The following is a 15,883-nucleotide window of genomic DNA, read 5'->3' as shown; positions in this document are numbered from 1 at the left end:
TATCACGCCTGTTCTTCTAATTGATATTCGTCGGGGAAGATGTACTCCTTCCCGGCCTGTTCCTTGAGCCTCGAGAAGATCATGCGCCCCGAGGTAGTCTGCAGGACACTTGTCACCACGACATCGACAGCCTTGCCGAGATATTTCCTGGCATCGTCGACAACCACCATGGTCCCGTCGTCGAGGTATCCGATCCCCTGGCCGTGTTCCTTGCCTTCCCGAAGCACCTTTATGTTTATCTGTTCGCCGGGAAGCATTGCAGGCCGAAGAGACATGGCAAGCTGGTTCACGTTGAGGACCTCGATACCTTGCAGCTCCGCGACCTTGTTGAGGTTATAATCGTTGGTTACGATCTTCCCTCCCAGTCTTTTCGCCAGCGCGATGAGTTTCGTGTCCACATCCTTCAACTTGGGGAAATCGTAGTCCACGATCCTGACGTTCAGGAAGGTCTGCTTCTGTAATCTGTGAAGGACATCAAGGCCCCTGCGGCCGCGGGTCCTTTTCACCGGGTCCTGATGGTCGGCGACGTGCTGTATCTCGTAGAGGACGAACTGGGGGATGACAAAGGTCCCCTGTATGAAACCCGTCTCGCATATGTCCGCTATCCGCCCGTCTATGATCGTGCTGGTATCGAGGAGCTTGACGTCCTTGTCCTCCTCCAGACGGTCGAAGAGGGGTACCTTGGAAAGGTCGAGCGTCTTGCTCTTTTCCTTCCCGAGAACAAAGCCGAGGTAGCCCATGACAAAGTAGAAAAGAACGTAAATGGGAAGCGTGATGGGGATGTCCTTGATGAAAGCGAGGAGGAGGCGGGATACGAAAAGGTTGGCTACGAAAAGGCTCACCACGACCCCGGTGAGGCTTCCAATTATGATCTTCAGAGATATGTCCCGAAGCTTCAGTTCGATCTTCAGAATAGCATAGCCCAGGATCAGGCCGCATGTCGCCCCGACAAGGCCCCAGACGCCGCTGGAAAGAAGCTCTTTGAGTATGAAATATCCGGTAAGGGTTGTAACGGTAAGCAGGATTATCTGAATAAATATATCCAAGTAATCAGCCCTTATGGTGATTAGCGGTACTTCCCTTTTGATTACCGTTGTTGGCGAGGAAGATCTCCTCGATCTCCTGTTCCACTATCGGTTCCTCGGTGCCCAACGACATGGAAAGCTCCTTGGTAATGAGATTCCGCGCCATTTCGAACATCTTTTTTTCGCCGAAGGACAGCTCTTTCCAGTATCGCAGATTGTAGAGCTCTTTCAGGACGGTCGCCACTTCATAAATGGAGCCGCTCTTGATCCTTTCCATGTATTCCTTGTAGCGCCTGTTCCAGGGTGAGTTATCGTGAACGATGTTCTTGTCCTTAAGGATGTCGTAGACCTTGCATACATCGCAAACATCGATAACGTTTCTCAAGCCGGCATTTTTTGCACCATCTATGGGTATCATGATGGTCATGTCCGTATCAAGGATACGGATTATGTAAAATGATTGTTTGGTACCTGAGAATTCTTTTTCTTCGATGGACTCGATCCGACCGACACCATGCCCTGGATATACTGCAACTTCTCCTACATCAAACATTACGCCTCCGATATTTTCAGCGTTTTTCGGCTAGGTTGCCATATTGTAGCATAATGTTGAGAAAAATTAAATAAGTAATTGTTATTATGCGATAATCCGTAAAGAATTCAAGGCTTGACCCCTGCTTATCGGGGAAAAACCCGGGGGGTTCAGGATACCTGTTTTTGCCTTTCCAGGAGTTTGAACTTTATGTCGTTGACGACCCTCGGGAGCCCTTTTTCGCTGGCGAGATCGAGAGCGGTCTTGTCGTGTGTGTTCATAGCGGTCAGATCGCCTCCCCGACTGATGAGGAAGTTGATTATGCCGGCAAACTTGTTGTTGATGGCGCACATGAGAGGCGTATCACCTTCACGGTCGCGGGCATTGAGGTCCGCGCCGTGCTCAACGAGGAGCCTGACGATCTCCAGGTGGCCGCTCTTGCTTGCGAAGGTAAGGGCCGTGCCGCCATCTTTGTCGAGAACATTGACATCGGCGGCCCGGGAGACGAGAAACCTCAGCACGCCGACCTGGTTGTTCCTGCAGGCATAGATAAGGGGGGTGACACCCATTGCATTCCTCGCATTGACATCCGCACCATTATCTACCAGGAAACGTGCCGTGTCCGTGAACCCGTGCATCGCTGCATACATGAGGGGAGTATTTCCGTTATGGTCTACACTGTCGACGTCAGCACCCTTGCTGATGAACTGGACGACGCTCTCCAGGTCACCGTTTTCACTTGCCGTGATCAATTCACTTGAAAATATACTTTCCACTTGGATAATTATATACCACCGCAGAACAAATGGTGATTTTTTTCGGGGGTTCGGGGGGAGATATGCGCAGACGCCTTTTGAAAAATGGATTGATGCCGGCGGACTTTTCCTTTATAATCACTACAATCTTTATCTGGAGGACATCATAATGGTCAAGTCAAGGTTCGCGCCGAGTCCAACGGGGAACCTCCACATAGGCGGCGCCAGGACCGCCCTTTTCAATTATCTCTACGCGAAACATCACGGGGGCGTCTTTGTTCTGAGGATAGAGGACACGGACGTCGAGCGCTCGAAAGATGAATACGTGAAGGACATCCTCGGCGGCCTTTCATGGCTCGGCATTCACTGGGACGAAGGCCCTTACTACCAGATGGACCGGATGGACATCTACCGGGAACATGCGTTCAGGCTCCTTGACACGGGACATGCGTACAAATGTTATTGCACTGCCGAGATGCTCGAGGAAAAGAGGAAAAAGGCGTTGAAGGAGGGAGGCAAACCCCATTATGACGGGACCTGCCGGGACCTTCCCGCCGATGACACCTCGCATGAAGGCAAACCCTTTGTCGTCCGCTTCCGCAGTCCCCTGACCGGGGAGGTCAGCTTCACCGACCTCATTCGCGGCACCATCACCTTTAAATGCGAGGAGCTCGACGACCTCATAATCTTTCGCACCGACAGGACACCAACATACAACTTTACCGTCGTCGTTGATGACGCCCTCATGGGCGTCACCCACATCGTCCGCGGCGACGACCACATCAACAACACACCGCGGCAGATCCTCATCTACGAGGCGCTGAAATATCCCGTCCCCCAGTTCGCCCATGCGCCCCTCATCCACGGAAAAGACAAGACGCGCCTGAGCAAGAGACACGGCGCCACGTCGCTCCTCGAATATCGCAACGACGGCTTTTTACCCGAGGCGCTTATGAATTACCTGGCACGGCTCGGTTGGGCATACGGCGACCAGGAGATATTCACGCAACAGGAACTGATCGAGAAATTCGATCTTCCCAACGTGGGAAGATCGCCGTCCGTCTTCGACATGGACAAACTCACGTGGCTCAACTGCCATTACCTGAAGACCCTTCCCGCGGAGGACATTGCTCTAAGACTCGTGCCGTTTCTCGAAAGCGCGGGGATAAAGGCCTCCTGCGACGACCGGCTTGTCCGGATCGTGGTCAGCCTTCGCGAGCGCGCAAGGACCCTGAAGGAAATGGCGCAGATGGCGGAATACTTCTTCCTCGACGATCCCTGCTTCGACGAGGCCGCCCGTGCAAAATTCCTCACCGTCGCAACTAAACCTATTCTTGTCGATTTTGTCGAAGGCCTCAAGGGTCTCGCCTCCATGGACGAAGAGGGGGCTCTCAAGGCGCTCATCGAGGGATTGACAAAGAAATACAATGCCAAGCCCGTCGGAATCATCCAGCCTGTCAGAGTCGCCCTTTGCGGCAGGACCGTAAGCCCCGGGATATTCGAGGTCATCGCTATTCTGGGAAAAGGGACCGTCGAGAAGAGAATATCGCGAGCTATTGAATCGATTTAATGAAACTGGCCAGACTCGAAATTTTCGGTTTCAAATCATTCCTCAACCGCACCGTCTTCCAGTTCGGTGAAGGCATCACGTCCATAGTCGGCCCCAACGGCTGCGGCAAGAGCAACATAGTCGACGCCATCGTATGGGTACTCGGTGAAAGAGGCACGAAAAGCCTCAGGGTCAAGGACATGGGAGATGTCATCTTCCACGGCAGCAACGGGAAACGACCCGTGAACATCGCCGAGGTGACCCTCGATCTCACCGAGGACGACAGGGAATTCATCGTCAAGAGACGGATATACAGGGACGGCACGAACGAGTATTCCCTGAACGGCAAGATCGTCCGGCTCAAAGACGTGCAGGATGCCTTCCTGGGAACGGGCCTCGGCACGAATTCCTATGCCATCATCGAACAGGGGCGCATCGAGGCCCTCATCAACATGAAGCCCGCCGAGAGGCGCATCGTTATCGAAGAAGCAAGCGGCATAACAAGGTTCGAAGAAAAAAAGCGCGACGCCGTCCACCGCATGGAGGAAACGACATCGAACCTCGAGCGCGTAGAGGACGTTTACCGGGAGGTCACCGCTTCTTTCGCCAAGGCCGAGCAGGAATGGGAAAGATGGAAGGCATATCAGGAACTTGCCGACAGGCTCCACGAGATAGACAGGCAGCTCCTTCTTGACGGCTATGCGAAACTTCGCAAACGAATGACGAAGGTCCGCGAGCGGCAGGTCGACCTCGAGGAAGAGATCCTGCAAAAGGAAGCCGACAGGTCCACGCTCAAGGAAGAGTTCGAGGCGAAGGAAAGCGAGTTCTCCCTCACCGACAGCATTATCCGCCAGCTGGAAGTCGACCTGAAAAGCAAGGAGAAGGACATGGAGAGCCGCCTTCTCGAGATAGAATACCTGGGCAATGAGGTGAAGCGTCTTCAAGCCTCCCTGAAAGGACTTTCCGAAGAGGAAGCCTCTATCACAGCCGAAACGGCGCGGCATGAGAACGAGATAAACACCCTTGAGGAGAAAAGCGGAACCTTGACGGGCGAACTCATGGAAGAGAGGGAAAAGGAGGCCAGGACACGCCAGGTAGCACAGGGATTCAAGGCAAACATCGAGGAGCACGAAAGAACGCTTGAGGAATCGCGGACAAAGCTCTTCGTTTCCATGAGTTCCCTTACGGAGACACGAAACAGAATCGCCGAAATTGAAAGGCTGGCACAGGAAAGGCAGAAACGCATCGAGCGTCAGGCGACCGAGCGCAGAGAACTTGAGACACTCCTCGCATCCCTGGACGGAAAGCGCAAGGCCCTTCACGATTCCCTTCGCGATGCGCTTCAGGAGAAGGAGTCCCTTTCCGTGCGGGAATCGGCCCTGCTGGCGGAGAGAGAAAGCACGCTGCGCGAGATGGAAAGGCTCAAGGGGCTCGCCGAGAGCACGAAAGGTGAGAAGCGTGTCAAGGAAGAATTCCTGAAACAGCTTGGGGGTTACATAGAGGGCTCCCGGGATGCGACGCGCGCGGAGGACCGCCTCGTCAACCTGATAAAGGTCGACGAGGGGAAGATCAAAGCCCTGGAAAGATTTTTTTCCGAAGAGCTCGAATACGAGGTCATGAAGAATGACTCCATCGAATCTGTGGCCTCGGCGGTGCAGGAGCGGGAAGGCAACCGTATATTCTTCTCACCCGGGGGGATCTTCAGGAAAGCGGGGGACGACGTCGAGGTCGATATCGCATGGATAACCGGCATCGAGGAGGCCCTGTCACGGGTGGCCGGCGGCGAACAGGGCATATTCATCAACGACGATATCTATGTCGATTCCCGGGGCATCATCCTGAGTGGAACGGGTTCGAAGAAGATAGACGTGAGACAGTTCAAGGAGAAGCTGAAGCTCGAGAAAGAGCTCCAGACGTTGTCGGCCGACACAGAAAGCCATGACCGCGCACTGGCGGCTCTCAGGCCCATCCTCGAGGCCTGCGATGGGAGATGCCGCTCCGCCCGCAGCGACCGTGAGGCACAGGAGGGGAGGGTGAAGGCCCTCGAAAAGGACCTCCTCATGGCCGACGCTCAGTGGAAAAACACGGCCGACAGGCTTGCCGCGCTGGAAGCCGTCGCCGAATCCCCGGATGACACCGGCCCCGGGGCACGGGAAGAGCTTGATGCGCAGCGGAGGCACTACGAAGAGGAAAAGGCCGGCGTAGAAACATCTATGACCCGCCTGAGAGAAACGCTGGCCGGATTGAAAAAGGAATATGAAGCGGCCCAATCCGCATGGCATGGCGTTACGATCGAGATCGAAAGAAAGACGAACACGCTCAAGTCCTTGAGTGATAACCGGGAACGCTCCGGCGCCGCCATCAGGTCACTCACGGGCCAGGCGAAGGGGCTCAAGGAAAGGTTCGCCGCGATAGAGCACGATATCGAGGGCCGCACCCAGAAGACGAAATACCTTGAACGCTCCTACGACGAGCTTCGATCGGAACTGCAGAAACATGTCGCGAGATACGAAGAGCTCAAGACAATGCTCGGCACTCTCCACGCTCAGAAACAGACGCTCCAGGAATCCATCGATGCCGCCGCGAAGGAGATGGAAAGGGTCCGCGCCAGAAAAGAGAATGCCGAAAAAGATCTGGCCGTTCTCGAGGAAAAACGCCTGACCATAATCGAACACCTGAGAGATACATACAATATCGGAGAACCGGACGAGATATCGGTACAGCTGCCTGCAAATATTGAGGAAGAACGGGAATCGCTCACCGAAAGGATCGCCGGGATGGGGGAGATCAATTTCAGGGCCGAAAAGGAATATCTTGAATTGAGGGAGCGGATATCTTTCCTGGACAAACAGAAGGAAGACCTCATCGCCGCGATGGAATCCCTCAAAAAGACGATAACGAAGATCGACCAGTTCACCAGGGAACTTTTCACGGAAACCTTCGACAAGGTCAACACCGCCTTCATCCGGTTCACCGATCTTCTTTTCAAGGGCGGCAAGGGATACCTGGCGATCAACGCGGAACAGGCCGGCGTCGATCTCTTCGTCCAGCCTCCCGGGAAAAAGGTCACCAGGATGGAGCTTCTGTCCGGCGGTGAAAAGGCCCTCATATCGCTTGCGTTCCTTCTGGCACTGATGGACACAAAGCCAAGCCCCTTCGCCCTCATGGACGAGATAGACGCTCCCCTCGACGACGCGAACCTCGCGGGCCTCCTCGACATTATACGGGGCATGAGTCTCAAATCACAGATCATCTTCATCACCCACAACAGGATAACCATGGAATATTCCGACATGATATACGGCATAACCATGGAGGAACAGGGCATCTCAAAAACCGTATCAGTAAGGCTCTAGGGCATCCCGCGGTCGGCGGTGGCGCAAATGCTTTTTGGTACAATGTTGCCACATCCCGTTGATATGTAGCATAGTTCCTTTGCTGGTCTTATTCTGCGCGGCTCAGGGCGAGGATTTTTTTCTTGACTTTTTTCCTTAGAACACTATGATTTATTATTATAAAGGGGAAGGGGGCGTTTGGAACATCAAGTTCACCACTATATCTTTACCGTTGGTGCAACAACAACGGTTTCTATTTTTAACGTGTCCTCTTTTAAAAAAAATTTGCCGAAAGGAGGTGGGATTTACCTTCATTAAGGGATATGTGTTTTTAAAAACGCAAAGGGGGTTATTATGCAGCCAACAGCAGCAGTTTTACCGCCTGTTACGCTTCCTGATGCATCGGTCTTAATGCATCCATGGTACGTATGGTGGGTCTTGATCATCGGACTCTTTCTCATGACGTTTATTGGCACCTGGCTTATAACAAGGGGGTGGAAGGAATGAACCCGATAACCTACCTTGAATTTCAAAAACCATCAACCGAGATGGCAATATTTGGCAGCATCGGTGTCGCGATCCTGCTCGTTATCTCGATCATTCTCGGGGTTATGAGCAAGAAAAGGATTACGAAGGGGTCCTTCGACGAATACCTCGTCGGGAAACGGGACATCGGCCCTGTCGTCACCGGCTGTGCGCTGGCGGCTTCCTACCTCTCAGGTTGGGCCTTTGCCGGCAGCACCGGCGTCGTATACGCCGTTGGTTTTTCCGGCATGTGGTTTGCCGGGATCTGGAGTTTGCTCGGCCTTATCCCCTGCTGCTGGCTTGCAGCGGTGAAAACAGCCGATTTCTCGAAAAAACTCGGCGCGGCCACGTTGCCCGAGACAATCGGACGCCGGTTTGAGAGCAAGATGCTCCAGACCGTTGTCGCAGTCTGTATGCTCTATTTCCTCTTTATGTATTCCGTTGGCCAGCTCAAGGCGGCAGGCGGTGTGTGGTATGCCACAACGGGCCTGCCCGAAGTATGGTGCCTGCTTCTCTCCATATTTATCGCCTGGCTTTACATGGTCCTTGGCGGCTACGTGGGAACCCAGTGGTCCATGGCCTTCCAGGGGGCCTTCCTCGGCTTTGTCGGGGCGCTTCTCGGTATATGGGCCATCATCTGGGCCGGAGGTTTTTATGAAATATCGGCAAAGCTCTACATGGAACCAAAGGTGGGCCCCGCGCTCATCAAGCTCATCAGGCCTGAACTGCCAAAGGTGGGACCGACCCAGCTCTTCTCGAGCCTGGTCGGTATTCTTGCCACCCCGGTGATATTCTTCACCATGGCCATCGGCTTCCCCCACAACGTAAGCCGGTTCCTCGGTATGGGCACGCTAAGCAAGAGGGGCTACTGGACGCTGATCACCGTGGTATTCCTCATTGCCGGTATTCCCATCATGCTTGATTGCTCGAGCAACGGTCTTGTTGCCAGGATGATCTACGGGACAAACCTTCTGAAAGTGAAACCCTGGGCAGCCGACCTTGCCGCGCCTGAACTCGCCTTTGCTGTCGGCGGCGTTCCCCTGATGACCCTCTATGTCATGGGCCTTTTCGCGGCCGCTCTTTCCACCCTCGCCGGTATGGTCTTCATCATGAGCGCCAATATCACAAGGGACGTCGTTAAGCTCTGGTGGCCTCAGGTATCCGACAAATCGATGCTCTATCTCGGATATTTCTTCATCGCCCTCTTCCTCTTCCTGCCCTTCTACTGGACGCTGGTCAATCCCCCGCCGCTTCTGTCCATCTTCATGGGCCTCGCAGCGATGGGTCTCGGCGCCATTTTCGTTTTCGTCACCGCTGTCTCCTACTACTGGAAAGGCGCCACGAAGTGGGGCGCACTCGTCACCGTTCTCTATGGCACGGGCATGAGCATTTTTGGCGGCTACAAGGTTCTCTTCAAGAAAGAGATCGGTCTGGGAACATTCGAGTGGTGGCTCGTCATCGGCTGCGGCGTACTCTATTTTGTCGTCAGCGCCGTTACGAAAGCGCCTTCGAAGGAACTGCTCGACAGACTCTTCCCGGCAAAGAACTGATATTGCAAGACTCGAGAAAAAGAGGGGCTTTTTTAAGCCCCTCTTTTTATTACCTTACGGAACCGCGACATATCTGACGATACTACGGGGGGAACACACATGGAAACATACACCGTTGCGTGGCTTGCGGCAGGGGTGGGAATCCTGGCGTATTACATCTACAGCAAGTTCAAAAAGAAATAGGACTACCAGGAAGCGTTCTTCGACCTGAGATAATCCTGTGCGCCTTTGTTCCCCATCCGAGCGGCCCTTTTGTAATCGTTAAAAGCCTTCTCGCCGTCATTCATGATCTCGTACACCTCTCCCCGGCTTGCGTAGGCCTCTGAACTATTGGGATCGATCGATATGGCCTTTGACAGGTCGTCTATCGCCGCCCTGTAGTTCTTCATGAGATAATGAACAACACCGCGGTTGTAATAGGCATCGAAATAGTTGGGGTCTTTTTTGATGGCGATATTGAGGAGATCGATGGCTTCTCCCGGATAGCCCGCATCGATAAATTGATAGGCCTTCTTGTAATAATCCTTAGCGGTCGGTTCGTTATCGCCGCTGCCGGAGCAACCGGCCAGAATAATGACGATTGACAAAAGAACTGCTGTCGCAATATGTCTCATGGGGCCTCGCTTTTATGATTATGTGAAACCCCATTAGTCTAACCCGGTGGTCCGTCAATGTCTATGGGTATATTGGCCCCTGATCTATTTGCATTTGCCCATGGAACCTGATTTGCACTTCCTGCCGTCCGGCCAGATCGTATCGGAGAGCTTTGCACCGGAGAAGTTCGTCTCCTTGTCCATCGAAGCCCCCTTCAGGTTCGCTCCCCTGAGGTCCGCATCATTGAATAGCGTTCCCTTGAGGTTAGCCCCGCTCAGGTTCGCCCCGTTCAGATCTGCCCCGTAGAGATCAATGCCTGCAAGATTCGTCTGGGACAGGTCACATTTGCCGCAATTGTTTGTGGCATTGAGCTTTTGAACGTCCTGAGGATTGAAGGCCAGAGCGCCCCAGGGCACACACAGAAATGATCCCGCGAGTAAAACCATCAACAACATCATTGTCTTCCTCATAGAACCCTCCTTTGTGAGAATATAAAAGGCCGCCACCTCGCATGCGAGATGGCGGCCCGACCATCCTTCATAACCCTTCAAAAACGGTCATCCCGTCTTTGAACCCGAGTTACACGACCATTTATTACTTAGTCTATTTTACCCTTCTTTCATCATATGTCAACCCCCTTCCGGACATTATTGCTTGACAGTCAAAAAACTGACGTGCTAATCAATAGCATGCTGCTGGGTTTTTCAGATTCGTGGGTCTTCGCCGGTTTCACCCTGACGGTTCTCTCCGCCCTCTTCTGTATTCTCTACGGTATACGCAACTGGAACAAGGGCGGCATTGAAAAAGAAGGGGACTACCGCGAAGAGATCCAGTGGGAACGGGAAGAGATCGAACTTATCGAGAAACTCCCTTAAGGTCTTATGTTCTACCTCATAACCTTCACGCTTATCTATCTCGCCATCACGGTGTACTTCAGTTATCTTGGATATCGCAGGACCGTCACAGTTTCCGATTATCTTCTTGCCGGACGGCAGGTCCATCCCGTCACAATGGGCCTGAGCTACGGCGCCACGTACATCAGCACGTCGGCCATCATCGGTTTCGGCGGCATGAGCGCTCTTTACGGTTTTGGCCTTACCTGGCTTTCATTCCTCAATATCATGGTAGGCGTCTGGATCGCCTTCGTGATATTCGGTAAGAGGACGCGCAAGATGGGCAAGGCCCTGGACGCCCACACCTTTCCCGAACTTCTGGGAAGGCGCTATGACTCGAGGTTCATCCAGGGTTTTTCGGGCCTCATCATCCTTATCTTCATGCCCGTCTACACTGCCGCTGTGTTGATAGGGATCTCCCGGTTCATCGAGATCTATCTCAACATTCCTTTTTCAACGGCGTTCCTCGCTTTCCTGCTCATCACGGCGTGCTTTGTTATCTGGGGAGGCCTTAAGGGCGTACTTTACACCAGCGCCTTCCAGGGAATCATCATGGTCGTCTCCATGGTCGCCATCGGCATCACCAGCTACTATTCCCTGGGCGGGATATCCCAGGCCCACCGGTCTCTGGACGCCATCACCCCCTATGTTCCCCTCTTTCTCAAGGAAGCGGGGCACAGGGGTTTTACCTCTATGCCCGAGGGCTTCTCTTCGATCTGGTGGTATGTGATAACAACGATGGTCATGGGGGTAGGCATAGGCGTCATAGGCCAGCCCCAGCTTAATGTCCGCTTTATGACGCTTAAATCCGACAGGGAGATCAACCGCTCCGTCCCCTTTACGGCAATATTCATCCTCTGTACCACAGGGGTAGCCTACGCGGTTGGGGCGCTCACCAACGTCTACTTCTATAACACATATACAGAGCTGCCAATACATGCCGTACAGGGGAACATCGACAAGATAATCCCCCTCTATATCGACAAATTCTATCCCCCGTGGTTCGTGGCACTCTTTCTCGTTGCCCTCATGTCCGCTGCCATGAGCGCCGGAAGCAGTCAGTTCCATGCTCTGGGTACATCGCTCTCCCGCGACATCTTCGAGCAGGTCCTCCTGAAAGGAAGATCGGTGGCGGAAACAACGATCGTGACCAGAGTGGGTATCGTCTTCAGCATCTTCGCCACCCTCATCATCGGCCTTGTTCTGCCCGAGAGCATCGTTGCCGTCGCAACAGCGTTCTTTTTCAGCCTCTGCGGCGCCACCTTTATCCCTGTATATCTTTTCGGCCTCTATTGGAGGCGGGGAACAAAACCCGCCGCCAAGGCCAGCATACTTACCGGGTTTTTCATATCCCTCATCTGGATGCTCCTTTTCCACGAGCAGGAGGCAAAGGCTTTCGGTCTGTGCAGGAGGTTCTTTAATACCGACACCCTCGCCAGCCACCCCTGGAACATGATAGACCCGCAGATCATCGCCCTGCCGATAGCCCTGATCGTCTTCGTCGTCGTATCGCTGACAACACACCCCGTCCGGGAGGAAACGGTAAAGAAGGCTTTTGTTCACATATAGCAAGGGCCTTCGATAGAATTAAGGAGGAGACCATCATGTCAAAACGTTACGTTCTGGGCATTTACCTCAGCAACAGGGTCGAAAGTGCCGCCGAGTTCCAGAATATCCTGACGGCATGCGGCTGTTACATCAAGACCCGCCTCGGCCTCCATGAGGTCAACGAAAACCTTTGCGCCCCTGGCGGCCTTATCCTCCTCGAGGTTTATGGCGGAGACGAGGCCGTTGCCGAAATGGTGTCAAGGCTGAAAGCGGTCAAGGGTCTGCAGGTCCAAAAGATGGAATTTGAAATGTGAGAAAGGCAGGTAACGGGTGATGGGCAATAGGGGATAAGGAACAGGAAAACAATGGCGCGCCTATCCGGGATGGGGGATCATGATGTGATACATGCTGCGCCGGGCATTCTTCTTCTTGCTGTCCTTGTCCTCTTGATTCTTCAGGCGAACACCTGTTGTGCCGGGGAATCGAAAAAGGTGATCATGGCAGCGACGGGACTCGCGGAGTCGACGAAAGGATCTGTCGAAGAACAATGGCCCGCCTCTTCACAGTTCATTGTTGTGAAGAAAGATGACCCATCGCCTCACATCTCCACCGTATATGCATTCGAAAAGAAAGGCGGTCTCTGGACCACTATTTTCGGTCCCGTCCGCGCCGTGACGGGGCGAAACGGCTTTGCGCAGCCAGGCGGCAAACGTGAAGGCGACGGCAGGACCCCAACGGGAACATACCCTCTCGGTCTCGTCTTCGGCTATCCCCCAACCGTTGTATCCTCTATGCCCTATCGTCAGATGACGGCTCAGGACATATGGGTCGACGACCCCGATTCCCCCGACTACAACCGCCTGAAGAAACGCGGTGAAACAACTGCCCGCTCCTCCGAAAACATGGTTCTTCCCGATGACCGGTACAAATACGGCATCATTATCGAATACAACACCAATCCCGTCGTCCCCGGCCGGGGCAGCGCCATTTTCATCCACATCTGGAAGGACGACAAGACCGCGACCGCGGGCTGCGTAGCCCTGTCGGAGGAGACCGTTCTGAGATTGATCCGCTGGCTGGATCCGGCAAAACAACCGTTGATCGTTCTTGAAAAATGAACCTTCAGATCTTTTGCTATCGTGTTATGAGCGCCCTGCAATAGTCCCGGAAGTTATTCACCGCTATGAAAAACTCCCGCATCATGATGACCCAGTAATACTGGCCTTTGGCGGTCAGGGACAGGGTGTCGCCTTTCCTGGTGAGGGCGCCTGCAAGGCGGAAGAATGTTATCTCGGGGAGGAGATAGAGACTGGCGTTGACACCGTGTTTTTTCGACAGTTCCTTGAGGTCGAGGGTAATGCCGAAAAGCTTCATCAGGAAATCGTAAAGGAGACGTTCCCTCGTGCCGCAGTCCTTTCGGGCGGCTATGGGCAGTTCTCCTTTGGCGAGGCGCTCTATGTAGGCGGAGATATCGAAGGTATTTGAGTAGACACTGCCGCCGAGGTAGCCGATGGAACCGCTTCCCAGGCCAGCGTATTCATCGTAATTGACGACGTATTCGTCGATCATGACGTCGCCGCGGGAAAAACACCAGGCCGTGCTGGGGCGGTAGTCGTCGTGGAGCATTTCTGTGATCTTCACGTAGAGGTTCTGGCCGCGGTTGTAGTCGACGCGGCCCAGTTTCCTGCCTATGAGCTTTTCCGTGGAGGTCGAAACCATCAGGGGATAGAACGTCACCTGGTCCACGGCGAGGTCCACGAGGACCTCTAGATCGTGCTCGAGCATCCCCATTGTCTGGGTGGGATAATTGAATATCATGTCCACGTTGAGGGTGTCGAAGAGGCCCATGGTCTCCCTGAGCCTCTGCGTTATCTCTTCCCCGCTGCCGTACTTGTGATAGCGTTCCACGGCCTTGAGGATGCCGTCGTCGAAGGTCTGGACGCCGACGGAGAGGCGGTTGACGCCCATATCCCTGAGCAATGTCAGGTTGTTTTCCGTCAGATGGTTGGGGTTCGTTTCGACGGAGACCTCGCGGATGCGGAAGATATCTCTCGTCAGCTTCAGCGTCTCCGAGAGTTCGTCGATAAGGACCGTGGGTGTTCCGCCGCCGACGTAAACGGCGCTGAAGTCATAACCAAGATCGCCGTACATCCCGATCTCTGTGCGAAGGGCCCTGAAATAGGACCGGGCTATCTCCTCCCTGAAGACCACGCGATTGAAAGAGCAGTAAGGGCAGAGTTCCTCGCAAAAGGGCACATGGAGGTACAGAAGCCTCGGGATGGCATCGGAGGGCCGCGGGACTTCGTAGGATTCGCCGGGCGAGAAACGCAGGTAATCCGCATTCTTTCTCCGGGCCACGTTGCATATGAGTTTTTCGATCAGCATCGTAAATTCAGGGGTAAAGGGTACGCATAAGGTGCCAGAAACCTCTCAACCTGTCCCCTGTATCCTGTTCCCTGCCCCGTGAGTGATTTAGTTTAAAGGTCACGGTGGCGAAAAATCAAGCACATATTCCCCGACCCCGGAAATAACTTGACATGCCCGACAAAGGTCGTTAAAACATGGGCATATTCATGAAAAGAATCTTCTTTCTCCCAATGCTCACTATTTTCCTTTCAAGCACCATTGTCGGCTGCTCTCTTGACGCCTTTTTCTCTCCCAATTATGGCAACCTGGAGTATCCCACGACCTCCCTTCCAGGACAGGAGGGCGGGCAGCAGAAGCAGCCGGTTGCCGACCAACCACAGCGCGTTACTGCTCCCGACGAAGAAGCGAAGCTGGGGCCTACACCGAGATCAGCCGCTCGGACCGTGAAGGACGAGAGCATAGACGGCAGCCCAGTCGTAAGGATGGCGAGCGGATCCATGACCAGGGTAAAGACCGCCTCCCGCAGCACCTTCACGGGCAGCGTCACCGCCGTGGATTACGTCGGGAAGACGATATCCGTGAAAAGCACAGGCAAAAACCTGACCTTCGACCTTACGAACCCCGTCGTGCGGGGGTATGCAAACATAGGAGAGATCCAGATAGGGGACACCATCACCCTCGGATACATAAAGAACGGCATCGGCATCGTCAAGGGGGAGAACTTCCACCCGGACCTCCAAAACCAGACCGCACCTGACGAACTTGCCTCATCACGGAAAGGCAAACGGTCTAAACGCGCAACAGCCAATCAATCCTCTAAAAAGGGGGCAACTCCTGTTCGTGTCAAATACAAGGTGAACCGGCTTGCCTTTAACGACGTCGACAACAACAAGGACGGCAAGGTATCTCCCGTGGAACTCGGCACAGTGCTGCCTTCTCTTACCATGGAAGATTTCAAGAAATATGACCGCAACGGCGACGGCGGCCTCAACGAAGCGGAATACGGCAGCGTGAAGAAGAGGTAGAAAACAGTTTCAGGTTTCAAACAAAGAACAGACTGGTCTTTTTCCTGTCATCCCGGTTCCGGTCCACCAGACCGGCCACATTACCCTGCTCCCTTCTTTTCTCGATACACGACTCAAATCCACATGACGAGAACAGCGCATTGTCGTTCAACAAACGTTCCCACGCCCCATGTTCCATGCGCATT

The 15,883-nt window shown here is 53.8% G+C and carries 14 protein-coding genes; 8 read left to right on the top strand and 6 right to left on the bottom strand.

Annotated features, from left to right (window positions below; all coding sequences use genetic code 11):
- Window positions 1-2: 2 nt before the first annotated feature.
- The 3 genes from PHC90_01545 to PHC90_01535 form a co-directional block, all read right to left on the bottom strand.
- On the bottom strand, window positions 3-1,046 hold the full coding sequence (locus PHC90_01545) for a TRAM domain-containing protein (GenBank protein ID MDD3845024.1): 1,044 nt from the start codon (window positions 1,044-1,046) through the stop codon (window positions 3-5).
- Between the two features lie 4 nt (window positions 1,047-1,050).
- Window positions 1,051-1,578, bottom strand: coding sequence for a CarD family transcriptional regulator (locus tag PHC90_01540; GenBank protein ID MDD3845023.1), 528 nt, complete (start codon window positions 1,576-1,578; stop codon window positions 1,051-1,053).
- A gap of 149 nt (window positions 1,579-1,727) precedes the next feature.
- The gene (locus PHC90_01535) at window positions 1,728-2,333 is read right to left on the bottom strand and encodes an ankyrin repeat domain-containing protein (GenBank protein MDD3845022.1); all 606 of its coding nucleotides are present in this window, start codon (window positions 2,331-2,333) and stop codon (window positions 1,728-1,730) included.
- A gap of 148 nt (window positions 2,334-2,481) precedes the next feature.
- Here PHC90_01535 and gltX point away from each other — a divergent pair, with 148 nt between their 5' ends.
- The 3 genes from gltX (at window position 2,482) to PHC90_01520 (ending at window position 9,271) form a co-directional block, all read left to right on the top strand.
- Window positions 2,482-3,882 (top strand): glutamate--tRNA ligase, encoded by a 1,401-nt coding sequence (gene gltX / locus PHC90_01530; protein ID MDD3845021.1) that lies wholly within the window; start codon window positions 2,482-2,484, stop codon window positions 3,880-3,882.
- Window positions 3,882-7,217, top strand: coding sequence for a chromosome segregation protein SMC (smc, locus tag PHC90_01525; GenBank protein MDD3845020.1), 3,336 nt, complete (start codon window positions 3,882-3,884; stop codon window positions 7,215-7,217). The genes gltX and smc overlap by 1 nt, the downstream gene beginning before the upstream one ends.
- Before the next feature lie 482 nt (window positions 7,218-7,699).
- Window positions 7,700-9,271: a hypothetical protein gene (locus PHC90_01520; GenBank protein ID MDD3845019.1), complete on the top strand. Its 1,572-nt coding sequence runs from the start codon at window positions 7,700-7,702 to the stop codon at window positions 9,269-9,271.
- 185 nt (window positions 9,272-9,456) lie between these two features.
- Here PHC90_01520 and PHC90_01515 read toward each other — a convergent pair whose 3' ends face one another.
- Both PHC90_01515 and PHC90_01510 read right to left on the bottom strand, forming a co-directional pair.
- Window positions 9,457-9,885, bottom strand: coding sequence for a tetratricopeptide repeat protein (locus tag PHC90_01515; protein MDD3845018.1), 429 nt, complete (start codon window positions 9,883-9,885; stop codon window positions 9,457-9,459).
- Between the two features lie 84 nt (window positions 9,886-9,969).
- Window positions 9,970-10,335 carry a pentapeptide repeat-containing protein gene (locus PHC90_01510; protein ID MDD3845017.1) on the bottom strand — a complete coding sequence of 122 codons (366 nt, stop codon included), beginning with the start codon at window positions 10,333-10,335 and terminating at the stop codon, window positions 9,970-9,972.
- Window positions 10,336-10,539: 204 nt separating this feature from the next.
- Between PHC90_01510 and PHC90_01505 the strand changes: the two genes are divergently transcribed.
- The 4 genes from PHC90_01505 (at window position 10,540) to PHC90_01490 (ending at window position 13,424) form a co-directional block, all read left to right on the top strand.
- Window positions 10,540-10,740, top strand: coding sequence for a hypothetical protein (locus tag PHC90_01505; GenBank protein MDD3845016.1), 201 nt, complete (start codon window positions 10,540-10,542; stop codon window positions 10,738-10,740).
- A gap of 6 nt (window positions 10,741-10,746) precedes the next feature.
- Window positions 10,747-12,327, top strand: a complete 1,581-nt coding sequence (locus tag PHC90_01500) for a sodium:solute symporter family protein (GenBank protein MDD3845015.1) — start codon at window positions 10,747-10,749, stop codon at window positions 12,325-12,327.
- Window positions 12,328-12,362: 35 nt separating this feature from the next.
- A complete protein-coding gene (locus tag PHC90_01495) occupies window positions 12,363-12,620 on the top strand; it encodes a hypothetical protein (GenBank protein MDD3845014.1) in 258 nt (85 codons plus the stop codon).
- Window positions 12,621-12,704: 84 nt separating this feature from the next.
- Window positions 12,705-13,424, top strand: a complete 720-nt coding sequence (locus tag PHC90_01490) for a L,D-transpeptidase family protein (protein ID MDD3845013.1) — start codon at window positions 12,705-12,707, stop codon at window positions 13,422-13,424.
- A 16-nt stretch (window positions 13,425-13,440) separates the two neighbouring features.
- Here PHC90_01490 and PHC90_01485 read toward each other — a convergent pair whose 3' ends face one another.
- Entirely contained in the window at window positions 13,441-14,691 is a 1,251-nt protein-coding gene (locus tag PHC90_01485; protein ID MDD3845012.1) for a coproporphyrinogen III oxidase family protein, read from the bottom strand.
- Window positions 14,692-14,879: 188 nt separating this feature from the next.
- On the opposite strand from PHC90_01485, the gene PHC90_01480 reads away from it, so the two are divergent.
- Complete coding sequence (locus tag PHC90_01480) at window positions 14,880-15,698, top strand: EF-hand domain-containing protein (protein MDD3845011.1); 819 nt, start codon at window positions 14,880-14,882, stop codon at window positions 15,696-15,698.
- Window positions 15,699-15,883 lie beyond the last annotated feature (185 nt).

Source organism: Syntrophorhabdaceae bacterium (genome assembly GCA_028698615.1).
In the GTDB taxonomy this organism is placed as follows: Bacteria; Desulfobacterota; Syntrophorhabdia; order Syntrophorhabdales; family Syntrophorhabdaceae; genus Delta-02.
The sequence above is the reverse complement of the archived record's forward strand: the minus strand, read 5'-3'. Positions and strand labels throughout refer to the sequence as shown.

Coding starts and splice junctions, on each gene's coding strand:
- PHC90_01540 (MDD3845023.1), bottom strand. CDS start 1,578: ATGTTTGATGTAGGAGAAGTTGCAGTATATCCAGGGCATGGTGTCGGT.
- gltX (MDD3845021.1), top strand. CDS start 2,482: ATGGTCAAGTCAAGGTTCGCGCCGAGTCCAACGGGGAACCTCCACATA.
- smc (MDD3845020.1), top strand. CDS start 3,882: ATGAAACTGGCCAGACTCGAAATTTTCGGTTTCAAATCATTCCTCAAC.
- PHC90_01520 (MDD3845019.1), top strand. CDS start 7,700: ATGAACCCGATAACCTACCTTGAATTTCAAAAACCATCAACCGAGATG.
- PHC90_01515 (MDD3845018.1), bottom strand. CDS start 9,885: ATGAGACATATTGCGACAGCAGTTCTTTTGTCAATCGTCATTATTCTG.
- PHC90_01510 (MDD3845017.1), bottom strand. CDS start 10,335: ATGAGGAAGACAATGATGTTGTTGATGGTTTTACTCGCGGGATCATTT.
- PHC90_01500 (MDD3845015.1), top strand. CDS start 10,747: ATGTTCTACCTCATAACCTTCACGCTTATCTATCTCGCCATCACGGTG.
- PHC90_01495 (MDD3845014.1), top strand. CDS start 12,363: ATGTCAAAACGTTACGTTCTGGGCATTTACCTCAGCAACAGGGTCGAA.
- PHC90_01485 (MDD3845012.1), bottom strand. CDS start 14,691: ATGCTGATCGAAAAACTCATATGCAACGTGGCCCGGAGAAAGAATGCG.
- PHC90_01480 (MDD3845011.1), top strand. CDS start 14,880: ATGAAAAGAATCTTCTTTCTCCCAATGCTCACTATTTTCCTTTCAAGC.